Here is a 25,316-nt window from a genome sequence, read left to right as displayed (position 1 = left end):
CGTTGCTGGCTGTCTTCATAGAAGACGGCATTAGCGATTGTATCGCGTCCGATGAGCGTAAAGCCAATTGCGTTTCATATCGCGCACGAGGCCAGCGTCTTTTTCGAGCACCTTATTGACGTAGCTTTCGAATGTAGCAAAGCTCTCGGGAGAGGCGCTGAGGAAGCGGGTTCTGCTCGCGGAGCGGTATTCGAGCTGCAGGCCGCGTTCAGCGGCAAGGTGATGCGTAAGGTGCATCAGCAGGAAATCCTCCCAGGTTGTGGCATCCGCTTCACGGAAAAAGCACCAGTGACTGTCTTCACGCTCTACTTGGATGCCATGCTTGGCATACATATATTCAGGCAGCAGCCAATAGCCTTCTGCCGTTGTACGGACGTCGAATTGCCACAACTCGGCATACGGTTGCAGCGCTTCAGCGATATGGTTTTCGGGCCACGGCAAACAAATACGAATCACAAAGATTCCTCACAATCGGTTAGCAGGATGGATTTACACCATTTTTTCTATCGCCAGCATATACGGCGCTTGCGGCTTGTTGGCAAACTGGTAGCGCAGCACCTGAAAGTTGGAGGCCGGCAGCACAGCCGCCCACTGCTCGACAGCCGCGGCTTCCTCTGCGCCTCCGGGGTGGCCGACGTACAGCACAATCGTCACAAGGCCGCCCTTGCGAACGAGCCGAAGCGCGGCTTCCAGCGCCGGCAGCGTTGAAGCAGGCGTCGTGATTGTAGCCGTGTCGGCGCCCGGCAAATAGCCGAGATTGAAGGTGACGGCTGCAATCCGCCCGTGCAGCGGCTCGGGAACGGCAGCCTCCATCTCGGCATGGCTGATCAGGTGAAGCTGGACAAAGGAAGCGGCGTCGGGCAGCTCCTTCGCCAGTCGCAGCGCCGTTTGTTCGAGCGCCGTCTGCTGAATGTCAAAGCCGTGCACGCTCCCCGTGCGGCCGGTCAGCTTGGCCAGCGCCAGCACATCCACGCCATTGCCCAGCGTGGCGTCAATGACGGTGTCGCCGGGCTGTACGCGCTGGGCCAGCAACTGGTGCGCAAAGCTGAGAACGGAAACGAAACCCATAAATGACGCGAGCCTCCTTCTATTTTCTAACGAACGTATTTCTTGCCCTGCCACGTATTGCGGCGTTTGAGCTCGGCGTCAAAGGCGTTTAGCACTTCCCACTTTTTCAAGCTCCACATCGGGCCAATCAGCAGATCGCGCGGCGCGTCTCCGGTCAACCGGTGCACGATCATCTCCGGCGGCAGCTCCTCCAGCGTGTCGACGACGAGGTTGACATATTCGTCTTTTTCCAGAAACCGCAGTAGTCCGGCCTCATATTGCTTGACCATCGGCGTTTTGCGCATCAGGTGCAGCAGGTGAATCTTGATTCCCTGCACGTCCATTGCCGCAACAGCTCGTCCGGAATCGAGCATCATCTCGTGCGTCTCGCCGGGCAGTCCGTATATAATATGGGCGCATGTCCGAATGTTATGCTTGCGCAGCCGGGCAACGGCATCGATATAACAAGCCGTATCGTGCGCGCGGTTGATCAGCCGCGACGTTTCCTCGTGAACGGTTTGCAGGCCCATTTCGACCCATAGATAGGTCCGCTCGTTCAGCTCGGCCAAATAGTCCACCACATCGTCCGGCAAGCAGTCGGGGCGGGTGGCAATCGAAAGCCCGACCACTCCGGGCTGCTGCAAAATCACTTCATAATATTCGCGCAGCACATGCACAGGCGCATACGTATTCGTATAAGCCTGAAAATAACCGATATATTTCGCGTCCGGCCATTTTTTGTGCTGCAAATCGCGGATATTGGCGAACTGGGTAACCAGATCGTCGCGGCGGCTGCCGGCGAAATCGCCCGAGCCTCTCGCGCTGCAGAACGTACAGCCTCCCGTAGCAATGTTTCCGTCGCGGTTCGGGCAGGTAAAGCCTGCATCGAGCATGACCTTAAAAACCTTTTCCCCGAAGTGTTCCCGCATCTCGTAATTCCATGTATGAAAACGCTTGTCCCCCCAAAGCAGCGGGGCGCTTGATGTTGTCGCCGTCATGAAGCAGCTCCTTTCCCTCTTTATTGTAGCGAAAATACCGGCTGAAAGCGACCCCTGCCTTTCCAGCAAGTTCCCCGATAAAAGAGCGGACCCCGGAGCAATATAACGGTGCACCACATTACACCGAGAGGGGTTTGATCATGAAAAAGCTTCGTATGTTTACGATGGCCGCTGCTTTGACGACAGCATTGACGGTTGGGGCCGCCGGCGCCGCATCCGCCAACACGACGAACATGATGGGCAGCACGACGAGCGGTTATTCCAATGGCAGCTCCAGCATGGTCGGAACGCCGGGAACGGCTGGAGGCTACACGACCAACACCACCGGCACGTACGGAACAACGAACACCTATAACGGAAGCAGCACAGGCATGTATCCGACAGGCGCCTCTGGGACAGGGACAACAACACCTACCACGTATACCGGCAGCAATTATGACGCAACGACGGGAACAAGCGCAGGGCGCGTATACCCGAATACCGGCGCAACCACGCCGACAGCTACGCCAAGCGCTATGATGAACAACATCAAAGGGTACAGCAACAACATGCTGGACCGGATGAGCACAACTGGCGAAAAAATCAAATCGACAGGAACCGGCAATTATAGTACTAATTCTTACCGGACCTATGGCACAACCACAACAGACTCGACCAGAATGAACTGGGGCTGGCTGGGCCTGCTCGGCTTGCTCGGTCTGATCGGACTGCGCAGCAGCAACAATGGCCGGGAACGGGAAATGCACAAATAAGCTTGAGTTGAAAAAAAGAGTTAAGCTCCCTGTGGGCTTAGCTCTTTTCTTTGTTTCAGGCGAAGCCGCCATTTTCAGAAAACTCCCACACATACGACAGCCGCGGCGCGCGCACACTATTCCTATCGAAAACCATCTGAAGCACGGAAAGGAGTGAACGCAATGAGCAATCCCCTAGCTATAACAGGCGGGACGGAAACCGTTTCCGTCGAGCTGACGGTCAAGGAAGCGCTGGCCCTGGGCGCTGGTGTCAAATTCAGCCGGCAGCCGGCCTTGTCGGCCGAGGCCAAACGCAAGGTGCTGCGCACGCTGGAGCGCAAGCTGCTGCCGCATGCGGCGCAAACGATTCCCTACGAAGCGCTCGAAGTGTAAAAGCTTTGATTTTTCCTGCGAAATCGACTATGATTTGTATTCGATAGTTTCGTTCGTAGGAGGACTTAAAGATGCGTTTGCGGGGAAGAAAAGGAATACGGGAAGACATCGAGCGGCAGAAAAACCTCGTCGTGCTTGACCCGAAAGCTTACAAGGGAAAATGGGCCGAGCTGTTCGGCAACGGCAACCCGATTCATGCCGAGCTGGGGATGGGCAAGGGGCGGTTTATCAGCGAGATGAGCGTAAAATATCCGCACATCAATTTCATCGGCATCGATATGTATGACGAGCTGATTCGCAAATCGAGCGAAAAGGCGCGCGCTGCGCACGGCGTTGAAGGCGAAGAGGGTGAAGCGGCCATCGGCAATTTGCGGCTTGCTTTGCTGAACATCGAAACGATTGAGGAAGCGTTTGCCGACAGCGAGCTGGAGCGGATTTATCTGAATTTCAGCGATCCTTGGCCGAAGAAAAAGCACGCTCGCCGCAGATTGACGCATAGCGGATTTGTCGATAAATATAAGCAAATTTTGAATGAAAACGGCGAAATTCATCTGAAAACCGACTCGCAGTCGCTGTTCGAGTTTTCGCTGAATTCGTTTTCCGATATGGGCTTGCGGATGCGCAACATTTCATTGAATCTGCACGCCGAAGGCATCCATCCCGACCATGTGATGACCGAATACGAAACCAAGTTCGCCGGACAAGGCATGAACATTCACCGCTGCGAGGTCGTCATCGGGGCGAAAGCGCTTGAAGCGCATCTGGAGGCTTTAACGAACAGAAAATAAGCGTTTATGCGTAAAAAGCTGGCCAAAGGTGCCGGCTTTTTTTGTCGCGCCGGGCGGTCTGTCGTGATGCGTGCTTTGATGCTTTGATGCATGCCGCGTTGCGCACGGGGACAGCCGCCGCTTGCCGCGCTGAGCTACCGCGATATGTGGCCGCCTTATCGTGCGTTGCCGAGCCTTGCCGGGCTGCCGCCGGACGTTGCCGGTGTGCCGGGGCTGACAGTCGCCTTGCGGCCCGCAGGTTCGCGCTTAAATACCGCGCGCCAAGGAATGCCTCCGCGTGCTGCGACCGTTCCGCCGGAGCTCAACCCCACAGGGCGGCGGTACCGCAAGCGGCCAGCGTCCCGATTGCGCTGCCGGCCAGGCAGTCCGACGGATAGTGCAGGCCGAGATAGATGCGTGATAGCGTGACGAGCAGCGCCAGCGGCAGTAGCGCCGGACCGAGCATCGGGAACGCGCCGACGAATGGCAGCACGACCGAAGCGATGGCTGTGGAATGGCCGGACGGAAACGAATAGTCCTTCAGCGGCTTGGCGCCGGTGTGCGTTCCCGGCAGAACGAGGTAGGGCCGGGGACGTCGGCACGCTTTTTTCATCACCGCTACCGGCAGATGACTGACGGCCAGCGCTACGGCGGCTTGCAGCGCGGCTGTATGCAGAGGGCCCGTGCCGAGCAGGGCCAGGCTCAGCGAAGCGGCAATCGTGCAGCTTGCGCCGCCCAGATGCGTGACGGCAGTGAACAAGCGATCCAGCCAGACATGGCGCAGCCGCTGATTGACGAAGCGGAAGGAATGCTGCTCCCAGCGCTGAAGCCGTCCCGTTATTTTATGCATAGTCGAATCCCCTTTCTCAGCTTTGCCCGTTTGTTTTCAGTTTACAGGCCAATGATTTCGGGTACGTTAACGGTAGCGGCATTTTTCGTAAAACGTACGGACCTACGGAGATTCCGGCCTGCGAACGGTATAGCGACGTTGAGGAAGGTCTTCCATAGGAATCATCCTTATTTTTCCATTTTGAGTTGTTTTGCCCAATGAAGTGCATTATAATAAAGCCCGTACTCTCAGGTTCGTCAAATTGGTGAATTTTTGCCGCACCATAAAATGAAAACCGATGAAAACAGGACTAAGGCGCACCGAATGCAAGAGCTTGCACGAACGTTTTTCCTGTTTTCGGTTATTTTCGCCGAATGGGCGTTTTTTGCGAATTCATGAACTTTGACAAACGCAGGGAAAGAGAGGAAAATCAACATCGGCAGTTCAGAGGTACATAACGCATACAAAGCTACAGAGAGAACACTTTGATGCACACAAGAGAAGGGGGACTTTGTTTCATGCTGGAGAAAATCATGCTGGTGCTGCAAATCGCTTTGGCTTTTGTTGGCGCGTATCAGCTGTTCCTGACGTTTTTCGGATGGTACCGTCCGCGAAACAAGCAGCAGTTTGCGCCGCAAAAATCGTTCGCCGTGCTCGTGGCCGCTCATAACGAAGAGCAGGTCGTCGGAGCCTTGATCGACAATCTCAAGGAACTGGATTACCCGAAAGAGCTTTACGACATCTTTGTCATCTGCGACAACTGCACGGACAACACGGCCGGCATCGCCCGCAGCAAAGGTGTGTTCGCAATGGAACGCCACAATACGAGCCTGCGCGGCAAGGGCTACGCCATCGAGTGGATGCTCAAGCAGCTGTGGAAGCGCGAGCGCCAATACGACGCCGTCGTCATGTTTGATGCCGACAACCTCGCCAGCCCGGATTATTTGATTCACATGAACAATGATTTGTGCGCTGGCTCGCGTGTGATTCAAGCTTATCTCGATACCAAAAATCCGAACGACTCCTGGATTACCGGCTCGTACGCGATTTCATACTATTTCGCCAACCGTTTCTGGCAAATGCCCCGCACGAACCTGGGCCTCGCCAACTATTTGGGCGGTACAGGCATGTGCTTCGAGTCGAGCTTGCTCAAGCAGATCGGCTGGGGAGCGACCAGCCTTGTCGAAGACCTGGAGTTCTCAATGCGCTGCGTTCAGCTCGGCGTCAAGCCGACGTTCAACTATGATACCCGCGTATACGACGAGAAGCCGTTGACCTTCAAAGCATCGGCCCGACAACGTCTGCGCTGGATGCAAGGCCACTTCGAGGTGGCCCGCCGTTACTTTTTCCCGCTGCTGTGGCAGGGGATCAAGGAAGGCAGCTGGACCAAAATCGACGCGGCGATTTATTCCGCCAACGTGTACAACTTCTTTTTCGGCGCGATTGTGACCATGCTGTTCTGGATCAAATCCATTACGCCGGCCTGGTCGCACATCACACTGCTGTTCGATACGAACCCGGTGCTGTTTAACACGCTGACGATCGGCGTTTATGTGCTGCTGCCGCTGTCCATGCTGATCGAGAAGGCGCCGCGCAAAACGTTCCTGTACCTGCTGCTGTACCCGATTTTCATGTTCTCCTGGTCGCCGATTACGCTGTATGCGTTCTTCACGCAAAACAACAAAAAGTGGAGCCACACGCAGCACACGCGCGTCATTCGTCTGGAGGAAATGAACAGCAAGCAAGCCGGATAAAAGCGGTTGACAACGCCTTTTGAAAGTGATATATTAATTCAGGTGTAAGCAGAAGCGCCCGCTTCTCACCTGCCCGACGCGTGTTGGCTGGTTTGCGATAATTCATCACGACAGTGAAGCACGTTTCTGACTGGAAACTGTGATCGATGAAGATGTGGGCATATGCGCCCGCATCTTTTTTATTGCTTACAACAGAGAAGCCCGCGAAGGGACCTATTTGTGGAGGTGGAACACTATTAGCAAGGACCATATGATTAATGACGAGATTCGCGTGAAAGAAGTGCGCCTGATCGGGGCGGACGGAGAACAGCTCGGCATCAAGCCGATCCGCGAAGCTATGCAAATTGCTGCCGACGCCAGCCTGGATCTCGTGAACGTCGCTCCGACGGCGAAACCGCCCGTATGCCGCATCATGGACTACGGCAAGTATCGTTACGAGCTGCAGAAGAAGGAGAAGGAAGCGCGCAAGAATCAGAAGATTGTCGACATCAAGGAAATTCGCCTGAGCGCAACGATCGACGAGCACGACTTTCAAACGAAGCTGCGCAATGCAGTGAAGTTTTTGTCCGACGGCGACAAAGTCAAAGCGAGCGTCCGTTTCAGAGGCCGCGAAATCGCCCATGCCGAAATCGGCAAGAAAGTGCTGGACCGCCTTGCAACGGAAACGGCCGAAATCTCCTCGCTGGAGCGCGCGCCGAAGCTCGAAGGACGTAGCATGATCATGATTTTAACGCCAAAAGCTACATCTTGAGGCGATTCATTCAATTAGGAGGAACATTCCATGCCAAAAATGAAAACTCACAGCAGCTTAAAGGATCGTTTCAAAATTACCGGCACCGGTAAAGTGAAAAGATACAAAGCGTACAAAAATCACCTGCTGTCCGGCAAATCCGGCCGCCAAAAGCGCGTTCTGGCTACGAACCCGGTTATGGCTCCAGGAGACGTGCGTCGCCTGAAACAACAGCTGGCCAACATCTAATACACATACGCAGCAACATTTATTCATACATTTCGGGAGGTAGTTGACAATGGCAAGAGTCAAGGGCGGTTTTATTCGCGCTCATCGTCGCAAGAAAATTTTGAAGCTGGCAAAAGGTTATTTCGGTTCCAAACATAGATTATTTAAAACCGCGAAAGAGCAAGTGATGAAATCCTTGCTGTACGCGTACCGTGACCGTCGTCAACGGAAGCGCGACTTCCGCAAGCTGTGGATCGTGCGGATCAACGCGGCAGCTCGCCAAAACGGCCTGAGCTACAGCAAACTGATGCACGGCCTGAAGCTGGCTGGCATCGACATCAACCGCAAAATCCTCGCCGACCTGGCCGTGAACGATTCCAAAGCGTTCTCCGACCTGGCTACTGCGGCAAAAACAAAAGTAAACGCGTAACTTGCGCGATAACCGTCTGCATCTTCGGATGCGGGCGGTTTTTTTTGTTCGAAAAAGGAAACCGCCATCCTGCAAAAGCGTCCAGCCGCAGTAAAATTAAAGGCCACCGGCGGTTGAAGGATGCTTTGCATATGGTTTTGATTGCACGGCACCTGAGGTCTGACGCAATCCGCTATTGACTATTGCCCGTGGAGTGCTATAATAATTTCTAAACCAGATTCTAAGTTGTCATGAACAATGGATAATCGGCTGTGATGAGGAAGAAGTTGTAAGGGCACTTATGCGCAGAGAGCGATGGGCTTGCTGAAACCGTCGCCGTAATCCCTTGAAACGAAGTCACCTCGGAGCTGTTTTCCTGAAAGGCTTGGTCGGTACGCCGGCGCCGCTTGCCCAGTAGGGAAAATCGGAGTAGCACACGTTATCGTGCTGAGGGTATGCATAACGCATGACGTTAGCGTACCTGCTAAGGCTGTGGGCTGCGAAGCTTACGGCAAATTTGGGTGGTACCACGGAAGATCTAACCCCTTTCGTCCCGTTAGACGCGTTTGCTTTGCGTCCGGGAGGAAGGGGTTTTTTGATTGAATAACGCTCGCGACAATGGAACTTACTTTTTGAGAGGAGGATCACTATGAATGTCGAGACACAACCGAAACGGTCTAAAGAAGAATTGATTGCGAAGTGGCAGCAGCCCGATCTGATTACAGGCTCGGAAATTTTGCTGCGCAGCTTGCTGCTGGAGGGCGTGGAATGCGTCTTCGGTTATCCGGGCGGTGCGGTGCTGTTCATTTACGATGCGATGCACGGCTTCTCCGATTTCAATCACCTGCTGACGCGGCACGAGCAAGGCGCGATCCACGCAGCCGACGGCTATGCCCGTTCCACAGGCAAAGTGGGCGTATGTATCGCTACGTCCGGTCCGGGAGCAACGAACCTTGTCACAGGTATCGCTACGGCGTATATGGATTCGGTGCCGCTCGTCGTTATTACGGGCAACGTGGCAACGTCGTTCATCGGTACGGACGCTTTCCAGGAAGCGGACATTACCGGGATCACGATGCCGGTTACGAAGCACAGCTATCTCGTTCGCGACGTCAACGATTTGCCGCGCGTGATTCACGAAGCGTTCCATATCGCCAACACTGGACGCAAAGGGCCGGTATTGATCGATATTCCGAAGGACGTATCGGCGCATAAGACGGTGTTCAAGCCGGTAACCGAGGTCAGCATCCGCGGCTACAACCCGACGGTGCAACCGAACAAGCTGCAGGTCGACAAGCTGCTCAAGGCGATTGAAGAAGCCGAACGTCCGGTTATCATTGCGGGTGGCGGCGTTGTATACGCCGATGCGGGCGCTGAACTGCTGGAGTTCGTCAACAAGACGCAAATTCCGATTACGACGACATTGCTCGGCCTGAGCGGCTTCCCAAGCGCGCATGAGCTGTGGATGGGCATGCCGGGAATGCACGGCACGTATACGGCCAACCAGGCGATTCAAAACGCCGACCTGCTGATTTCGATCGGCTCGCGTTTTGACGACCGCGTAACGATGAAGCTGGACGGCTTCGCGCCGAAAGCGAAGAAGATCGCTCACATCGATGTCGATCCTGCGGAAATCGGCAAAAACGTCAAAACCGACATCCCTTGCGTGGGCGATGTGAAAGCCGTCCTGCAATATGCCAACACGAAAGCGAAAAAGGCGCAAAGCGAAGCATGGATCGCCCAGATTCAAGCGAATATGCGCGAGTACCCGCTGCGCTACAAGGATTCCGACGAGGAACTGAAGCCGCAATTCGTGATCGAGATGATCAATGAAACGACGAAGGGCGAAGCGGTGGTTACAACCGACGTAGGCCAGCATCAAATGTGGGCGGCGCAATATTACCGCTTCAAAAATCCGAGATCGTGGGTCACGTCCGGCGGCCTTGGCACGATGGGCTTCGGCTTCCCTTCGGCGATCGGCGCGCAAATGGGCAACCCCGACAAGCTGGTTGTGTCGATCAACGGCGACGGCGGCATGCAGATGTGCGCGCAGGAGCTGGCGATTTGCGCGATCAACAACATCCCGGTCAAGGTGGTCATCATCAACAACCAGGTGCTTGGCATGGTGCGCCAGTGGCAGGAAATCATCTATGACAACCGCTACAGCCACATCGACCTGGCCGGCAGCCCGGACTTTGTGAAGCTGGCGGAAGCGTACGGCGTTAAGGGCCTGCGCGCGACCAACAAGGAAGAAGCGCGCAAAGCTTGGCAGGAAGCGCTCGACACTCCAGGTCCGGTCGTTATTGACTTCGTCGTGCGGAAGGGCGAGAACGTCTATCCGATGGTGACGCAGGGCAATACGATCAGCGATATGTTAATGGGGGATGCCGAATGATGAGACACACAATATCGGTTCTTGTAAACAATCAGCCGGGTGTTTTGCAGCGGGTGTCGGGTCTTTTTGGCCGCCGCGGCTTCAATATTGAAAGCATTACGGTGGGAGAGTCCGAAGAAACCGGACTTTCCCGCATGGTCATCGTCACGACGGGCGACGACAATACGCTGGAGCAAATCTCCAAGCAATTGTACAAGCTGATCGACGTGATCAAGGTCGTTGACCTGAGCGCGAATCCGATGGTTGCCCGCGAGCTGGCGCTGATCAAGGTTAACGCAGAGCCGACCATGCGCCCGGAAATTCTCGGTATCGTCGAAACGTTCCGCGCCGCTGTCGTCGATATCGGTCCGAGCTCGTTGATCGTGCAAGTTGTCGGCGATTCGGATAAAATAGATGCTATGGTCGAGCTGCTTCGTCCGTACGGCATCCGCGAGCTGTCGCGCACCGGCGCCACGGCGATGATTCGCGGCTCGGTCCGCTAGGTTTACGTTAGCCAAGCCCCCTTGAGTGGGGCTTTCAGCGAAGGTACTCTTTAACGCTATAAACAATTAGCAGAGTAAATCGTTGAAACACCCACTCAAGGGGTAGATAAAACGGATTCATCTAATCAAAGGAGGATTTATTTCCAATGGCAGTGACGATGTATTACGAAAACGATGCAGATTTAAGCGTACTGAAAGGCAAAACAATCGCGGTGATCGGCTATGGCTCCCAAGGCCACGCTCAAGCGCAAAACCTGCGCGACAGCGGCCTGAACGTCATCATCGGTCTTCGTGAAGGCCGTTCCTGGAACACAGCGAAAAACGACGGCTTCGAAGTCGTATCCGTTGAAGAAGCGGCAGCCCGCGCAGACGTGATCCAAATCCTGATGCCGGACGAAACGCAAGCAAGAGTGTACAACGGCGCCATCAAGCCTAACATGAAACCGGGCGCAGCGCTGATGTTCTCCCACGGCTTTAACGTTCACTTCGGTCAAATCGTCGCTCCGGAAGGTACGGACGTACTGCTGGTAGCGCCTAAATCCCCTGGACACATGGTACGCCGTACCTATGTGGAAGGCTTTGGCGTACCTGGCCTGATCGCGATCGAGCAAGACGCTACAGGCAATGCCAAAGCAATCGGTCTGGCTTATGCCAAAGGCATCGGCTGCACGCGCGCAGGCGTGATCGAAACGTCGTTCCGTGAAGAAACCGAAACCGACCTGTTCGGTGAGCAAGCGGTACTTTGCGGCGGCGCAAGCGCCCTCGTCAAAGCAGGCTTCGAAACGCTGGTGGAAGCCGGCTACGCACCTGAAATGGCTTACTTCGAGTGCTTGCACGAGCTGAAGCTGATCGTCGACCTGATGTATGAAGGCGGACTCGCTTCGATGCGCAGCTCCATCAGCAACACGGCTGAATACGGCGACTACGTAACAGGCCCTCGCATCGTCACGGACGAAACGAAAAAAGCAATGAAAGCTGTATTGACCGACATTCAGCAAGGTAAATTCGCTCGCGACTTCATCTTGGAGAACCAATCGAACAATGCGTTCATGACGGCGACTCGTCGCAATGAAGCTCAACATCCGATCGAAGTCGTTGGCGGACAATTGCGCGAGCTGATGCACTGGATCAAGAAGTAATAAGATAACCGGCCGGCTATAGCCTGGCTTCCCGCAGGGAGTGAACGGAAGAAATTCCGCGCACTCCTTGTTCCACTTATTCTGACTGAAGGGAGCGCCCATTTATGAATTTTCGATTCTCCAAATCGCTGGAAGGTTTCTCATCTTCGGCGGTCCGCGAGATTTTGAAGCTGACGCAAGGGGGCAGTTCGATCATTTCGTTCGCGGGCGGCTTGCCGGCCGAAGAGTTTTTTCCGCTGGACGCTGTCGGCGAAGCGTTCCAACGCGTGATTGCCCAAGGCAAGTCGGCCATGCAATATGGCTTGACCGAAGGCTACAAGCCGCTGCGCGAAAGCCTATGCAAACGTATGGCTGCCAAAAACATGCACGTGACGCCCGATCAGATGCTGCTGACGACCGGCTCGCAGCAAGCGATTGACCTCTTGACCCGTGTCTACATCGACGAAGGCGACGTCATTCTCGTCGAGCGTCCGACCTATCTGGCCGCGATTCAGGTCTTTCAGGCCCGGGGCGCGATCATTCGCTCGGTCGACAGCGATAACGACGGCATGCTGCTGGACGATCTGGCCGCCAAAATCGCCGAGCACAAGCCTAAGCTCGTCTACGCCATTCCGACGTTCTCGAATCCGGCGGGCCGGGCGTGGAGCCTGGAGCGGCGTCAAGGCGTCGTGGATCTGTGCCGCGCCGCAGACGTGCTGATCCTCGAAGACGATCCGTACGGCGAAATCCAGTTCAGCGAAAACGAGACGTATCCGACGTTATTTTCGCTGGCGGGTGATGCTGAAGGCGGGCATGTCGTGTACACGAGCACCTTTTCGAAAACGGTTGCGCCGGCGTTCCGCACCGGCTGGGTCATCGGCGATTCGACGCTGATCCGCCACATGGCGCGGTTCAAGCAGTCGGCCGATTTGCATTCCAGCACCATCGATCAGCAGACGCTGTATCATTTGCTGGAGCATTTTGACCTCGATGCCCATATTGCGCTGATTCGTCATCATTATGGCCAACGCATGAAGTTTATGGCCAAGCTGCTGGAAGAGCAGGCATGGCCGGGTGTGACGTGGACCGAGCCTAAAGGCGGAATGTTCTTCTGGGTCGAGCTGCCGGAGTCGGTCCGCGCCGACGAGCTGCTGAAGACAGCGGTCAAGGAAGGCGTGGCGTTTGTGCCGGGGGCGACATTTTTTGCCGAGAATCCGCAGCATAACACGATGCGCTTGAATTATACGCATACCGATGAAGCCAGCACGGTGCTCGGCATGCAGAAGCTGAACACGGCGATGCAGCAGTTTTTGCAAAACGTCTAAAAAGGCCAGCGAACCTTCGGCGGCCTTCGGTCGACCGGAGGCTTCCGTTGGCGGGCTGCAGCCGGATTACCGTGGGCCACTCCCGGAGCGCGGTGCCGGCGGGCAAGGTTTTTTGATAGGAAAAACCTATAAAATTAATAGATTTTATATCTTTGAAACAAACGATGAAATATGTTACAAATAGATCTAGTACATTCAAACAGGGAGTGAACGAAACCAATGGCTGAAGTGAAAAAAATTGCCGTTGTCGCCGGCGACGGAATCGGTCCGGAAGTCGTAGCGGAAGCGGAAAAAGTATTGAAACGTACGGAAGAGCTGTTTGGCTACCGTTTTGAAACCGAACACGCGTTGTTCGGCGGTATCGCAATCGATGAAAAGGGCACGCCGCTGCCTGAAGATACACTGCAAATTTGTAAATCCGCAGACGCGGTGCTGCTGGGCGCTGTAGGCGGTCCGAAATGGGACAACAATCCGAAGGAGCTGCGTCCGGAAACCGGCTTGCTGGGCATTCGCAAAGCGCTGGGCCTGTTCTCGAACATCCGTCCAGCGGTTATTTTTGACTGCTTGAAGGAAGCTTCGACGCTGAAGCCGGAAGTGCTGGAAGGCACGGACCTGATCGTTGTGCGCGAGCTGACGGGCGGCATTTACTTCGGCGAGAAGTTCCGCCGCGAAGGCGCGAACGGCGAAGAAGCGGTTGATACATGCGTATACAACGTGAACGAAGTGGAGCGCATTGCGCGTCAAGCGTTCGAAATCGCCCGCACCCGCCGCAAGAAGCTGGCTTCGGTCGACAAAGCAAACGTGCTGGAAACGTCCCGCCTGTGGCGCGAAACCGTCGTGCGCGTATCCGCCGACTATCCGGATGTCGAGCTGGAGCATGTGCTCGTCGACAACTGCGCGATGCAGCTGCTGCGCCGTCCGTCCAGCTTTGACGTCATCGTCACCGAAAACATGTTCGGCGACATCCTGAGCGACGAAGCGGCGATGCTGACGGGTTCGATCGGCATGCTGTCGTCGGCGTCCCTCGGCGAAGGCAGCTTCGGCCTCTACGAGCCTGTACACGGCTCTGCGCCAGATATTGCCGGTCAAGGCATCGCCAACCCGATCGCAACGATTCTGTCGGTAGCGCTGATGTTCCGTCTGACATTCGGCTACCACGACGCGGCGCAAGCGATTGAAGACGCGGTGAAGGAAGTGTTGGACGCAGGTCATCGCACAGGCGACATCGCCGTTGACAAGAGCAAAGCGATCGGCACGACAGCAATGGGCGATCTGATCGTCAGCGCGATCCGCAAGTAAGCGGTCCGCAGTCGACAGCTTGCCAGCGATATACGCAAACTCAAGCCTTTGGCGCACGGGACGCGGCTGCATGCGGAGCGGAAAAAGCGCAGCTTTTTCTCTCCGAGCAGCGGTGTTGCGAGGTGTCAGAGGCTTTTTATAAGTTAATAATAATTATCAGTTAATATTCGATCTAATTATTGACTTTCTATTAGGCGAATGTTACCATTTTAAACGAAGAAAACAGATTCGAGGAGGAATTGTACAAATGGCAGAACGTTTGGTAGGCAAACACGCTCCTGATTTTACAATGGAAACGGCTTTGGGCGACGGTACGGGTTTTGGCAATGCGTCCTTGTCCCACTATAAAGGCAAATGGCTGGTGCTGTTCTTCTATCCGCTGGACTTCACTTTCGTGTGCCCGACGGAAATTACGGCGCTGAGCATGGCAGCCGCTCAATTCAAGGATCTGGACACCGAGATTCTCGGCGTATCGATCGACAGCGTACATACGCACAAAGCATGGATCAACACGCCAATTGACGCGAACGGCCTTGGCCAACTGAACTTCCCGCTGGCAGCGGACATCACGAAATCCGTGTCCCGCGACTACGGCGTTCTGATCGAAGAAGAAGGTATCGCGTTGCGCGGTCTGTTCATCATCGATCCGCACGGCGAGCTGAAATACCAAGTGGTTAACCACAACGACGTAGGCCGCAGCGTAGACGAAACGCTTCGCGTGCTGCAAGCTCTGCAATCCGGCGGTCTGTGCCCGATGAACTGGAAGCCAGGCGACAAAAACCTCGTTGCAGGTTAATTTGTAATAGCAGACAAGCTCCTCCGGCCCCGCAGCCTTTGCGGGGGGAGGGGCTTTTGTTCATTACAGGGATAGCGGTGGACGCAAGGAGGGAAAGCGATGATGGAGGTTCCGGCAGCATACAGGTATACGCCGACGCACATGTGGGTGCGGCACGAGGAAGGCCATGCCGTCGTTGGATTGACCGAAAGCGCTTCAGCCGAGCGGGGGCTGGCGATATTCGTTGAGCTGCCGGTACCCGGCGAGACGCTGGCGGCTGGCAGCTATGTCGGGTACATCGAGACAGCCGAGAGGGAATACGAGCTGCGTACGCCGCTTTCCGGGCGCGTAAGCTCGATCAACACGGCGCTGGAGCGGGGCGAGGCGTTCTGGCTGCACGAGCGGCCCTATACGCAGGGCTGGCTGTTCACGCTGGAGCTGACGTCGCCGGAGGAGCTGGAGGCGCTATGGAGCGCTGAACGCTATGAGGCGTATACGGGGGCTTCCGGCAAATAGGCAACAAAGCGCGCAGGTAACAAACAAATAGCAAAAGCTCCAATTCCGCACGAGGCGGGACTGGAGCTTTTTGGCGATACGTTGGATTAAGATTGCTTGAGCAGTTGATTGTATTTGTTGACGTATTTGACGACAGCCAGCACATAGGTCGCGTGCGACCAAGTGAGCGGCGCTACCGATACCGGATCGCCGGTGAACGGATCAAGCTGCTCCGGCAAAATGCCGCTTTCCATCGAGTGCTTGACGACCCACTCCAGCGTGCGGCGCGGCGTCTCCAGCTCCTCCAGCGTTTTGGCGGATTCGATTTCCCACTCGGCAATCCAGAGGGTACAGATGATCCACGGGTTGCCGGGCACTTTTTCGATATCGGTCGAGCGTTGGAAATAATAGTCGTGGTGGTAGCGTGCAGAGCCGCCGATGTCGGTTTTGATCGTCAGGCCGGCTTTGTTGGCGCGCATCGTCGAAACGACGCGTTCGTCGTCGGCAGGCAAGACACCGAATTCGAAAATGCCGTATACCGAGCTTTCCAGCGTCATGTCCTTGACCCATTCGCCGTCTTCCAGATACAGACCGCGAACGAAGCGGCCTTCTTTTTCATCCCACAGGTGCTGGAGCATGCCGTTTTTGATTTTTTCCGCGGTATGCTTGTAGCGGTTGCTGCGCTCTTCGTCGCCGAACAGGTTGCTGAAGTTGGACGCAGCGATCAGACCGCCGTAAACGGCCGAGGCAGTAAACGTGAAGATGCCGTAGCGCTCTTCCCACAGATCGTAGCTTGGCTTGGGCAGATTCAGCTCCTGATCGATGTACGTCGACATGAAGCGGGCTGCGCTGCGAATCAGGCTGCGGTAAAGCGACTGCGCGAACTCAAGACTGCCGTGCCGCTGGAAGTCCTGCCAGAGCGCAAACAGCACGAGTGCGGTTTCGTCCTCCTGGATCGGCAACTGCATACGGCCGGCGTGAATGTAAGGATGCCAACTGGAGCCCACTGTACCGTCCGGATTGTATTTATGGTGCAGATAGCCGTCCGGCGAAATGACATTGGCGCAAAAATTGAAGAATGGCATCACCATGCCCTGATAGCCGGCCATCGACATGGCGTAAGCGATCAGCGCGCCGTCGCGGGGCCACATGTAGCTGTAATGGTCACGGTTGCTTTGCATGATGTCCGAATCGTTGGCGGCAATAATCGCGCCGTGGATGTCGGTTTGCGTGCGCACGATCAGCAGGCTGTGCTTGTAGAGGCGAACCACCTCTTGCGGCAGGTCGCCGTAATCGCGTTCGGCGTCCTTGTTCGCCCAGCGCTGCCAGTAAACGGTGACACGGTCGAGCAGCTTGCCCGGGTGGCTGTCTTTGACATAGCTGTCGAGCTTTTTGACTTCTTCCAGCGTTTTGCCGGCCGTCATCCAGTAATAAAGCGTCTGGTGGGAATCCGGCGGAACGAACAGGCGGAAGCTGATCGTGCTGTCGACGGAGCCCTGAGCGATGGCATTGCCCATCAGGTGGCCGTCTTCGGCGTCGCGCCAGGTGCCCTCGGCGTTGTAGAACCTTTTGACCCCGGTGGAGTATTGGAAAATGCCTTCAGTTCCGGTGCTGCCGTTGAACATGAAGTATTTATCTTTCTTGTAGTGGAACACGGTATTGGTGGCCGGATAATAAGCCGCCGTATCGCCAACCTCGGATTCGTTGATCAGCAGATCCTGGTTGAAAAACATCCGGACCTCGCGCACGGTGTTACGGTGATTCGTGATGCGGATACGCTTGAGATAGATGTCTTCACGCTGGTGCACGCCGTCGTTGATGAGCAGGGTAATGCCCAGCTCCGGGTGAGTCGCCGTCACCTCGGTGACGAGGGAATCCTCGACGTAAGCCAGATTGAACTGCCATTCGGGAGCGTTCAGCCACGCGAAGGCGCCGTCCACCCAAATGCCCACACGGCACTGGTAGCCGCCGATATGGTTGAGTTGGCCCACGTAAGGGTAATACAGATCGCGCATATAGGAATGCTGATCCAGATTAATAAGAAATTTTCCGTTTCCGATGACCAGATGTCTAGGCAATAGATCACTTCCCCACTCTTTGTCGACGTTATCGTCTATAGTCTCTATGCACTTATGTACAGTTGTTTGACACGCGATGTACAGAAGGCTTTGCCACTAGGTTACCTAATTCTTGCCAAGGAATCAATGGCTTCTTTGAAAATATTCTGAAAATATCTCTATGGTAACGCTTACTGTCGATATTTGCGATAAAAAACCGGGAATCACGGCAGTTCATCCTTTTAGGATGGGACGACAGAAGGACGAATATGCATGTCGCAAAAAAGCATTTTTTGTCAAAAAGCTCCGGCCGCAGCTGCCTTGTACAGCTCGATTGTACACTCGCCAATCCCTGCCCAGTTGAAGCGCTCCCGCACCGTCTGACGGGCTGCTTCGGCCATGAGGCGTCCGCGTTCGGGTTCGTCCAGCAGCTCGACGATGGCCAGCGCCAGCGCGGAGACATCACCTGCAGAGAAGGTGCAGCCCGTTACGCCGTGCTCGACGATTTCCGCGAGGCCGCCGACGTTCGAGACGATCAGCGGCGTACCGCTGGCCATCGCCTCCAGCGCCACGATGCCGAACGGCTCGTAGAGGCTCGGAAACACGCACAGCTCGGCAGCGGCCAGCAACGCGCGCTTATCCTCTTCATCGGCAAAGCCGAGGAAGACGGTGCGGCTGCCGAGTGGCGTTGCTTGAGCCTGCAGCGCCTCCAGCGCCGGGCCGACGCCGGCGATGAGCAGGCGCGCGTTCGGATGGCGCTTGAGCACGAGCCGCAGCGCTTGCAGGAGGACGTGCACGCCTTTTTCGTGCACGAGCCGGCCGAGGAACAGCAGCAGCCGGTCGCCGGCTCGGGCCGCGTCGGCGAGCAGCTCGGCCAGCAGCGGGCGGGGCGCGCTGTGAGGCGATGCGTCTGCTGCCGGACGCTGGGCGGCTGTGCCGTCCAGAGGGCGAAGGTGGCCGGTGGGCGCGGCGGGATGGTTGGAGTCGGCAGGGTTGGCCGGTCCGAAGGCGTTGGGTGAAGCGTTGGAGCTGGTAGGTTGGGCCGGTCTGATGACGTCGGGTGAAGCGTTGGAGCTGGTAGGTTGGGCCGGCCTGATGACGTCGGGTGAAGCTGTGAAGCCGATTGGGTTGATCGAGCCTGTAACACCTGATGAAGCTGCTTGGTTAGAACTGTCCGAATCGTTTTTACCCGGGTTTTTCGGTTGCATCAACGAGCTTGGCAACTTAATTCCGTTTGGAATACGGGCGATTTTGGCGGATGGCACCTGAAACAAGCGGGCAATTTCCTCTTGCATTGCGTTACTGCAAACAATCACGCGGCTTGCTTCGGCAGTCAGCCGGGCTTCGAGCGCGTGAATGCGCTGCTGCAGCTCGCCAGTCAGCCGGCCTTGATTGCGGCCAAACTCCGTAGCGTGCAGCGTTGCGACCAGCGGGAGCCCGAACCGCATCTTGCTTTCGTGAGCTGCATAAAACACCAGCCAATCATGGGCATGCACGACGTCCCACTTTTGACCGCGGGCGACCAGCTCGGCAATCGTGTCGGCGAAGGCGAGATTCATTTGCAGCACCCAGTCCAAAAAAGAGACGGCTTGCATGGATTGCAGCACCTCCGCGCGATGAACATGAACGCCTGAGGCCAGCTCGTAAGCAGGCGTTGCGCCGGATCGGCACGTAACGACGTGAACGTCGTGTCCGGCAGCGGCAAGCTGCTGTGACAGATCGCAGACGGCGCGGGCGAGCCCGCCAATTACGTGCGGCGGATACTCCCAGGCTAGCATTAGAATGTGCAGGGGGCGTTGCGGTGAGTGGGAGATGGGCTCTTGCGCTGCAAGATGCGGCGCGTCGGCTGGCTCCATCGCGCTGCCGCTGTCGGCTGCCGACGCTGCGATTGCTGTGAAGCGGGCTTTTTGGACAGGCACAGGAGCTTCCGCAAGCGCTGCAACAGGATGAAACAGCGAATAGCTGAAATCGGGCAGCAGGGGAGCCTCCTGCTCCAGCCGCTGCACGTAGCGGGCGGCATCGAGCGGACTCGGGGGCGGTGTGCGCCTGTTGTCGGACGCAGATGAGCCCGGCTCCGGCTGCGCGTTGGCCGGGGCACGTGTCTGACCGCGTACCGGCGAGCCGGCGGCAAAATCCAGCAGCGTATGACAATGCTCCAGATGCCGGTGAATCCGCTCTTTGGCATAGCCGGTGAAGGAACCGGCATCAAGCAGGAAGGTCCAGTCGCTGCTCTGGGCTAGCAGCAGCTCGCGACCGGCTTGGTCAAGCAGCCGCCGGGTCAGCTCCGGCAACCGCTGGGGATCGGGATGAGCGGCTGCTGCTTGCGTCATGCGTTCTTCGGCGGCATGGAGCAGCGGATAGGCCCAAGCCGTGGACGGCTGCAGCCAGACTTCGGCGAAGCCGCCCCGACCCCAACTGGACGGGGGCAGGTCCACAGGCCGGTCTGCAGCTGGTGGATGAAGCTTCCTATATTCATTCAGCGTAGTTGTTTGCAGAACTACGTCAATTTGCGTCGTCGGTTGATCCAACTCGCGCAATACCGCCTCCAGCCACAGCGGGCCCTCAAACCACCAGTGGCCGAACAGCTCCGCATCGTAGGGGCAGACGATGACAGGCGGCTCGCCACAAGGGCTGGGAGGAGCTTGAGCCGAGCTTGGGCCCACAGAGGGATCGATAAGCGAGCGCGAAGCGTTCGGCTCAGCAGCATCGGCCCCGAGCGCGGTCATTCGGCGCGCCTGAGCGCGCCTTGCGGCGACAAAATGCCCGGCATGCTCCCGGGCTTTGCGCGCTGCGCCCTCGGGGCAGTAGGGCGCCTTCTCTGCCGCGTCGGCTCCGGTGACGCGGTAATACTTCAAGCCCGTTGCCAGGCGCTCGCCGTTCGGCAGCAGATAGGGCTTGATGTAGTCCCACTCGGCCCCGCCGCTGCGGCCGAGGTCAAAGCCGATATCGCGATAGTAGTCGCGATATTCCGCCGCGCCCGGATACCCGGTCCGGGCGCTCCATACCTGCTCCGCGGACTCCGGGTCGCGGAGAAAGGCGCACGCCCCGCCGCGCGTCAGCACGGGGCGTCCCAGGGCTGCCGCCGCCGGTAGCGCGTGATCGGCGGCGATGAAATACCGCAGCCCGAGCGCAGCCAGCTGCGGTTCAATCGCCGGCGTGTAGCCGCACTCCGGCAGCCAGACCCCTGCGGGCGCGTCGCCGAAGTGGCGGCGGAACTCCGCCACCGCTGCGCCGAGCTGCGCCCGGATCGCTGCTGCGCTGGCGGTCAGCGGCAGGAAGGCATGCGTCGCTGCGCAGACGATGAGTTCCAGACAGCCGCTATCCCGCAGCTCGCGCAGCTTGCCGATCAGATCGCCGTCGAGGCGATCGTACAGCTTGAGGAGCCGGCGGTATCGGCTCTCGTACATCTGCGCTGCCGGCGTGAATGCGGCGTCGCCCCACAAGCGCAGCGTCTCCGATTGCGCCAGCCGGTGCAGCGATGCCAGATGGCGACGCGTGCGGCCGATCAGCTCAGGATCGTCCAGCATGGCGAGCAGCGTCGGCGACACAGATAACGTCAGACGGAAGCGGACGCCGTCGGCGAGCAGCCGGTCGCACATGTCGACCAGCGGCAAATACGTGTCAGCGACGGCTTCGTACAGCCAACGCTCCTCCAGCGCCGGGGTTCGGTCGGCCTGCCGCACGTAAGGAAGATGAGCGTGCAGCACAAATGCGATGCTGCCGCGAACGATCGAGCTCATTTACGTATCGCCTCCGTAACCTTCTTCCGGCAGCCGGTGAGCATACACGGAATAGGCCGAAAATTGCTTGTAATTCTCAGGTGAAATCATCGTAAAACAACCCTTTGACCCCGATTTCGCATCCGTTGCAGGCGTGCCCTCCCCCGCTCCGATAGCCAAGCCGCAGCCGTTGTTCCACACAAGCCACCGGGCCGCGCAGCCGCTGCCACGGATCACCGCCAGCCATCGCTCCGCATCTCCGCCGTCGCTCTCTTGCGGTCCTCTGCGGCCGCTGCCGTGGTTAGGGTCACGCAGGCTCGCGCCGCCGCCGCTGTCGCTACCGCTCCCGCTCCCGCTACCGCTCCCGCTACCGCTCCCGCTCCCGCTACCGCTCCCGTCTCCACCGTCCCCGCCGCCACGGATTGCCGCCAGCCATCGCTCCGCATCTCCGCCGTCGCTCTCCCGCAGCCCTCTGCATTCGTCGGCGTGGCTATGGTTCCGCAAGCTGCCGCCACCGCCCTCCGGCTCCGGCATCAGCACGGGCTGAGCGCGCAAGAGCGCGACAAACCGTCCCTCCGCCGAAACGACGCCGAGATCGGCCGTATAGCGGCGGCCCGGAGCAAATCCGCCGAAAAAGCAGGAGCCGCCGTCCGGCAGCGCCGCATGGGCCAGCTCCAATGCCTGGCTGCCGTCAAAGCGGGCAAGGCCGGTGATGTCGTAGAAGCGCAGACAAGGCAACAAGCCGCGCCACGGGACGCCGAAATGCTCCAGCAGGAGCTGTTCTCGCAGCGGGGTGAGATGCCAGTACGCAAACAGCGTAAGCGGGCTTTGGACAAGCAGAACAAGCGCATCGTGCTCATCGGAAGAGCGGGGGGCGGAGTACATGCACATTCACCTTTTCTTCGATATGGATAGGTTTTGAGCATCATTGTAGCATAGCTCCGCTGAAACGAAAAATCTCCACTTGACAAGTGGAGACGCCGGTTATTATGTAAGCGGGGGAAGCAACGCCCGGCTTTCGGAAAGCCGCGCTTCCGTCAATCTGAGGAGCGAATCGTAGCGGTTGGCCGAAGCGACAATTTTGGCGTAATCCGCCGGCAGGATATCGCGATAGGATGTCGTCAGCCCGGTATGATATTGCACGATCATCTGCGAGGCCTGGTCGTCGTACTGCACGAAGGCGATTTGTCTGGACCCGATCGGAAGGATGTGCATGCCGTTCTCCCCTTCATTATGAGAATCGAAAAATCCGCTGCCGGGAAAAACCGGGCGGAAACGGATTTTTCGATCTATGTGTATGCTTAATGCAGCGTATTTAGAATCTGCTCGCGGTAGGGGCGGACAAGCGCTTGCGCCGTTTCAGGGCTGATTGATTGGGCCACGACCTGGAAGGCCGGATCGTCGGCGTCGGGAAGCAGCAGCACCCAGCCGTCGTCATGGAAAATTTTGATTCCATCCAGCAGTTCGACGCGTTCGTCCTTGGTCCGTTCCATCATCCCGCGCATCACTTGGCCCTTGAAATCCCACGGGCAGTCGATGCGCTCGCGGTGCAGGTGGAACGATGGCAGCAGCGCCAGCAGCTCGGAGAACGCTAGCCCCGTGCGCTCCAGATGGAGCAGCACCAGCCCCGAAGCGAACAGCGCGTCGAAAAGAGGGTGGAGGTTCGCTTCCGCTGTCGCCTCCAGCACGGAGCGGGCCAGCTCCTTTGTGCGCACAATGCGCGCGCCGAGCCCTTCGGCCAAGCTCTCCAGCAGATGCGGGGCGCTTACCGGCGCACCGATAGTAGCGCCCGGGCGGCTGTGAAGATAGGACAGGTACAGGAAGACTGTCTGCATATCTTCATCCACTGCCCTGCCTTGCTCGCTGATCAACCGCAGGCTGCGCCCATCGTCCTTGAGCGAAAGGCCAAGGTGTGCGCCGGACAGCGGCACGAATGCCGAAAGCGGCTCCTGCAGACTGGCGGCGGTGACGTGAATCGCTTCCACGCCCAGCAGCTCGAAGAACGGCACTGTAGACTGCTGCAACCAAGGGCTTGCTTCAACAACGACGCGTAGCGACTTGCTGCCCGCGCCTGAACCGTTGCCTTCACCGCTGCCCACGCCTGCACCCGCGCCGCTGCGCTCGCAAGCGGCTTCCTTGGCCAGCGCCGTCACGTAGGCGGTGGTCCAGCCGTTTTCCTGCCGATAGCTGCCGATCTTGTCCACCGGAGCACGGCCGTAATCCTCCTGCCAGAAGCTGTTCTCGACCTTGCGTTCAGCCGATTTGGCAATCGGCAGTCCTTCCGCGTCGAGGCATTCCAGACAGGCCGGCTCGTTTTCCCGGCCTGACCAGCCGATGTGTACGCCGCCGGAGGCGCCGAGGTTGCGGATGGCAAAAGCCGCTGCCGGAGCGATGGCGTCGCCAAGATCGATGACGTGTACGCCGACCGATTGCAGTCCGGCCGTGACCGTGCGCTTCAGCAGCCGGGCGAATTCGTGCGGAGCGGAGCTGACGGTCAAGGTTTTGCCCGCAGCCAGCGTGGCGCCGTAGGCGGTAGCGAAACGCGAGGCGAGCTCGGGCGTCAGCTCGACGTTGGGCATGCCGCTGACGCCGCGCGTTTTATACAAGGTTTTGGCGGAGTGGTCTCCCCAAATGAAGGAAGTATGAAGCCGTGTATTTTCACGGATATGCTTGTTCGGCCATATTTTGACGTTGGGCTGGATGCGGCTGCCGGAGCCGATCACGACGCGGTTGCCAACGACCGAGCCGTCGCCGAAATAAGAGGACTCCTTGCTGATAATGCGGCTGGTCAGCGTAGACCCGGCCAACTCGTTGCCTTCGGCAATGTGGTTGTGATCCCAGACGACGCTGCGCGATACCACGCTGCCCTTGGCCAGCCGGTTGTGCCGCCCGATAATCGAATATTCGCCGATCACGACGCCGTCCTCCAGTCTGCTGTGATCGCCGATATACGCCGGCCCGACCAGCTTGACGCCGGGAGCGGCTTCGACCTGCTCGCCGACATAGACGCCGGGCTGAAGCTCGGTGCCGCGAATGGACACTTTGACCTTGCCGTCCAGCATATCGAATTGCGTCTGCCGGTACTGCTGAAGATTGCCGATATCCGACCAGTAGCCGGAGCTGACATAGCCGAACAGCGCGTCGGGCTCTGCAAGCAGCTCGGGGAACAGCTGTTGGCTGAAATCGAATTCTTTGCCTTCCGGCACGCGCTGCAGCGTCTCGGGCTCCAGGATGTAGATGCCGGTATTGACCGTATCGCTGAACACCTCGCCCCAGCTCGGCTTTTCCAAAAATCGCACAATGCGTCCGGCCTCGTCGGTCATCACAACGCCGTATTCCAGCGGATGGCTGACGCGAGTCAGCACCAGCGTCGCCTGGGCGCGTTTTTCCCGGTGAAAGGCGAGCGCTGCGCCGAGATCGAAATCGGTCAGGGCGTCGCCGCTGATGACGATGAAGGTATCGTCGAGGAAGGTCTGGGCGTTTTTGACGCTTCCGGCCGTACCCAGCGGGATTTTTTCCTCAAAATAAACCATATTGACCCCGTGCTCGCGGCCGTCGCCAAAATGATTGCGGATCACCTCCGGCATATATTGCATCGTGACGGCGATGTCGCGGATGCCGTGTTCTTTCAGCAGCTCGACAATGTATTCCATGCACGGCCGGCCAATCAGCGGCACCATCGGTTTGGGCAGTTGACAAGTCAAGGGACGAAGTCTCGTCCCTTTGCCTCCGGCCATAATAACAGCCTTCATATTCAGGTTTCCT

General features: G+C 57.6%; 23 protein-coding genes. 14 read left to right on the top strand and 9 right to left on the bottom strand.

Features of this window, described 5'->3' with window-relative positions:
- Positions 1 to 30 precede the first annotated feature (30 nt).
- From B5M42_RS11225 to B5M42_RS11215, 3 genes are read right to left on the bottom strand one after another with little or no spacing between them, the layout of a single operon-like run.
- A complete protein-coding gene (locus B5M42_RS11225) occupies positions 31 to 456 on the bottom strand; it encodes a hypothetical protein (RefSeq protein WP_134755381.1) in 426 nt (141 codons plus the stop codon).
- Between the two features lie 33 nt (positions 457 to 489).
- Entirely contained in the window at positions 490 to 1,068 is a 579-nt protein-coding gene (locus B5M42_RS11220; RefSeq protein ID WP_134755383.1) for a class I SAM-dependent methyltransferase, read from the bottom strand.
- A 26-nt stretch (positions 1,069 to 1,094) separates the two neighbouring features.
- Positions 1,095 to 2,045, bottom strand: coding sequence for a TIGR01212 family radical SAM protein (locus B5M42_RS11215; protein WP_134755385.1), 951 nt, complete (start codon positions 2,043 to 2,045; stop codon positions 1,095 to 1,097).
- Positions 2,046 to 2,185: 140 nt separating this feature from the next.
- On the opposite strand from B5M42_RS11215, the gene B5M42_RS11210 reads away from it, so the two are divergent.
- From B5M42_RS11210 to trmB, 3 genes are all read left to right on the top strand, one after another.
- Positions 2,186 to 2,797 (top strand): hypothetical protein, encoded by a 612-nt coding sequence (locus B5M42_RS11210; protein WP_134755387.1) that lies wholly within the window; start codon positions 2,186 to 2,188, stop codon positions 2,795 to 2,797.
- Positions 2,798 to 2,959: 162 nt separating this feature from the next.
- The gene (locus tag B5M42_RS11205; RefSeq protein WP_134755389.1) at positions 2,960 to 3,169 is read left to right on the top strand and encodes a hypothetical protein; all 210 of its coding nucleotides are present in this window, start codon (positions 2,960 to 2,962) and stop codon (positions 3,167 to 3,169) included.
- 71 nt (positions 3,170 to 3,240) lie between these two features.
- Positions 3,241 to 3,957 carry a tRNA (guanosine(46)-N7)-methyltransferase TrmB gene (gene trmB, locus B5M42_RS11200; RefSeq protein WP_134755391.1) on the top strand — a complete coding sequence of 239 codons (717 nt, stop codon included), beginning with the start codon at positions 3,241 to 3,243 and terminating at the stop codon, positions 3,955 to 3,957.
- A gap of 301 nt (positions 3,958 to 4,258) precedes the next feature.
- Here trmB and B5M42_RS11195 read toward each other — a convergent pair whose 3' ends face one another.
- Complete coding sequence (locus B5M42_RS11195) at positions 4,259 to 4,786, bottom strand: phosphatase PAP2 family protein (protein ID WP_134755393.1); 528 nt, start codon at positions 4,784 to 4,786, stop codon at positions 4,259 to 4,261.
- Positions 4,787 to 5,283: 497 nt separating this feature from the next.
- Here B5M42_RS11195 and B5M42_RS11190 point away from each other — a divergent pair, with 497 nt between their 5' ends.
- The 11 genes from B5M42_RS11190 (at position 5,284) to B5M42_RS11140 (ending at position 15,796) form a co-directional block, all read left to right on the top strand.
- Positions 5,284 to 6,519 (top strand): glycosyltransferase family 2 protein, encoded by a 1,236-nt coding sequence (locus tag B5M42_RS11190; protein WP_134755395.1) that lies wholly within the window; start codon positions 5,284 to 5,286, stop codon positions 6,517 to 6,519.
- Between the two features lie 250 nt (positions 6,520 to 6,769).
- Positions 6,770 to 7,270 carry a translation initiation factor IF-3 gene (gene infC / locus B5M42_RS11185; protein WP_134755397.1) on the top strand — a complete coding sequence of 167 codons (501 nt, stop codon included), beginning with the start codon at positions 6,770 to 6,772 and terminating at the stop codon, positions 7,268 to 7,270.
- Positions 7,271 to 7,300: 30 nt separating this feature from the next.
- The gene (gene rpmI, locus B5M42_RS11180; RefSeq protein WP_134755399.1) at positions 7,301 to 7,498 is read left to right on the top strand and encodes a 50S ribosomal protein L35; all 198 of its coding nucleotides are present in this window, start codon (positions 7,301 to 7,303) and stop codon (positions 7,496 to 7,498) included.
- A 49-nt stretch (positions 7,499 to 7,547) separates the two neighbouring features.
- Entirely contained in the window at positions 7,548 to 7,907 is a 360-nt protein-coding gene (rplT, locus tag B5M42_RS11175) for a 50S ribosomal protein L20 (protein ID WP_134755401.1), read from the top strand.
- Positions 7,908 to 8,535: 628 nt separating this feature from the next.
- The gene (gene ilvB / locus B5M42_RS11170; protein WP_134755403.1) at positions 8,536 to 10,281 is read left to right on the top strand and encodes a biosynthetic-type acetolactate synthase large subunit; all 1,746 of its coding nucleotides are present in this window, start codon (positions 8,536 to 8,538) and stop codon (positions 10,279 to 10,281) included.
- Positions 10,278 to 10,763, top strand: coding sequence for an acetolactate synthase small subunit (ilvN, locus tag B5M42_RS11165; RefSeq protein ID WP_134755405.1), 486 nt, complete (start codon positions 10,278 to 10,280; stop codon positions 10,761 to 10,763). The genes ilvB and ilvN overlap by 4 nt, the downstream gene beginning before the upstream one ends.
- 146 nt (positions 10,764 to 10,909) lie before the next feature.
- Positions 10,910 to 11,902: a ketol-acid reductoisomerase gene (gene ilvC, locus B5M42_RS11160; RefSeq protein ID WP_134755407.1), complete on the top strand. Its 993-nt coding sequence runs from the start codon at positions 10,910 to 10,912 to the stop codon at positions 11,900 to 11,902.
- A gap of 104 nt (positions 11,903 to 12,006) precedes the next feature.
- Positions 12,007 to 13,206, top strand: coding sequence for an aminotransferase-like domain-containing protein (locus tag B5M42_RS11155; protein WP_134755409.1), 1,200 nt, complete (start codon positions 12,007 to 12,009; stop codon positions 13,204 to 13,206).
- Positions 13,207 to 13,425: 219 nt separating this feature from the next.
- On the top strand, positions 13,426 to 14,505 hold the full coding sequence (gene leuB, locus B5M42_RS11150) for a 3-isopropylmalate dehydrogenase (RefSeq protein WP_134755411.1): 1,080 nt from the start codon (positions 13,426 to 13,428) through the stop codon (positions 14,503 to 14,505).
- Between the two features lie 247 nt (positions 14,506 to 14,752).
- Positions 14,753 to 15,301 carry a peroxiredoxin gene (locus tag B5M42_RS11145; RefSeq protein WP_134755413.1) on the top strand — a complete coding sequence of 183 codons (549 nt, stop codon included), beginning with the start codon at positions 14,753 to 14,755 and terminating at the stop codon, positions 15,299 to 15,301.
- 99 nt (positions 15,302 to 15,400) lie between these two features.
- The gene (locus tag B5M42_RS11140; protein WP_134755415.1) at positions 15,401 to 15,796 is read left to right on the top strand and encodes a glycine cleavage system protein H; all 396 of its coding nucleotides are present in this window, start codon (positions 15,401 to 15,403) and stop codon (positions 15,794 to 15,796) included.
- Positions 15,797 to 15,882: 86 nt separating this feature from the next.
- Here the strand turns inward: B5M42_RS11140 and B5M42_RS11135 are convergent, their stop codons facing one another.
- The 5 genes from B5M42_RS11135 to B5M42_RS11115 form a co-directional block, all read right to left on the bottom strand.
- The gene (locus tag B5M42_RS11135; protein WP_134755416.1) at positions 15,883 to 17,853 is read right to left on the bottom strand and encodes a glycoside hydrolase family 15 protein; all 1,971 of its coding nucleotides are present in this window, start codon (positions 17,851 to 17,853) and stop codon (positions 15,883 to 15,885) included.
- Positions 17,854 to 18,128: 275 nt separating this feature from the next.
- Positions 18,129 to 21,572 (bottom strand): 1,4-alpha-glucan branching protein domain-containing protein, encoded by a 3,444-nt coding sequence (locus tag B5M42_RS11130; protein WP_134755418.1) that lies wholly within the window; start codon positions 21,570 to 21,572, stop codon positions 18,129 to 18,131.
- Positions 21,573 to 22,436: a DUF4912 domain-containing protein gene (locus B5M42_RS11125; RefSeq protein ID WP_167690146.1), complete on the bottom strand. Its 864-nt coding sequence runs from the start codon at positions 22,434 to 22,436 to the stop codon at positions 21,573 to 21,575. It lies immediately after the preceding gene.
- Positions 22,437 to 22,538: 102 nt separating this feature from the next.
- Entirely contained in the window at positions 22,539 to 22,766 is a 228-nt protein-coding gene (locus tag B5M42_RS11120) for a hypothetical protein (RefSeq protein WP_134755422.1), read from the bottom strand.
- Between the two features lie 86 nt (positions 22,767 to 22,852).
- Positions 22,853 to 25,303 (bottom strand): sugar phosphate nucleotidyltransferase, encoded by a 2,451-nt coding sequence (locus B5M42_RS11115; RefSeq protein ID WP_134755425.1) that lies wholly within the window; start codon positions 25,301 to 25,303, stop codon positions 22,853 to 22,855.
- Positions 25,304 to 25,316 lie beyond the last annotated feature (13 nt).

It is taken from the genome of Paenibacillus athensensis, from assembly GCF_004514475.2.
Taxonomy (GTDB): Bacteria; Bacillota; Bacilli; order Paenibacillales; family NBRC-103111; genus Paenibacillus_AL; species Paenibacillus_AL athensensis.
This window is presented reverse-complemented; position numbering and strand designations above follow the sequence as displayed.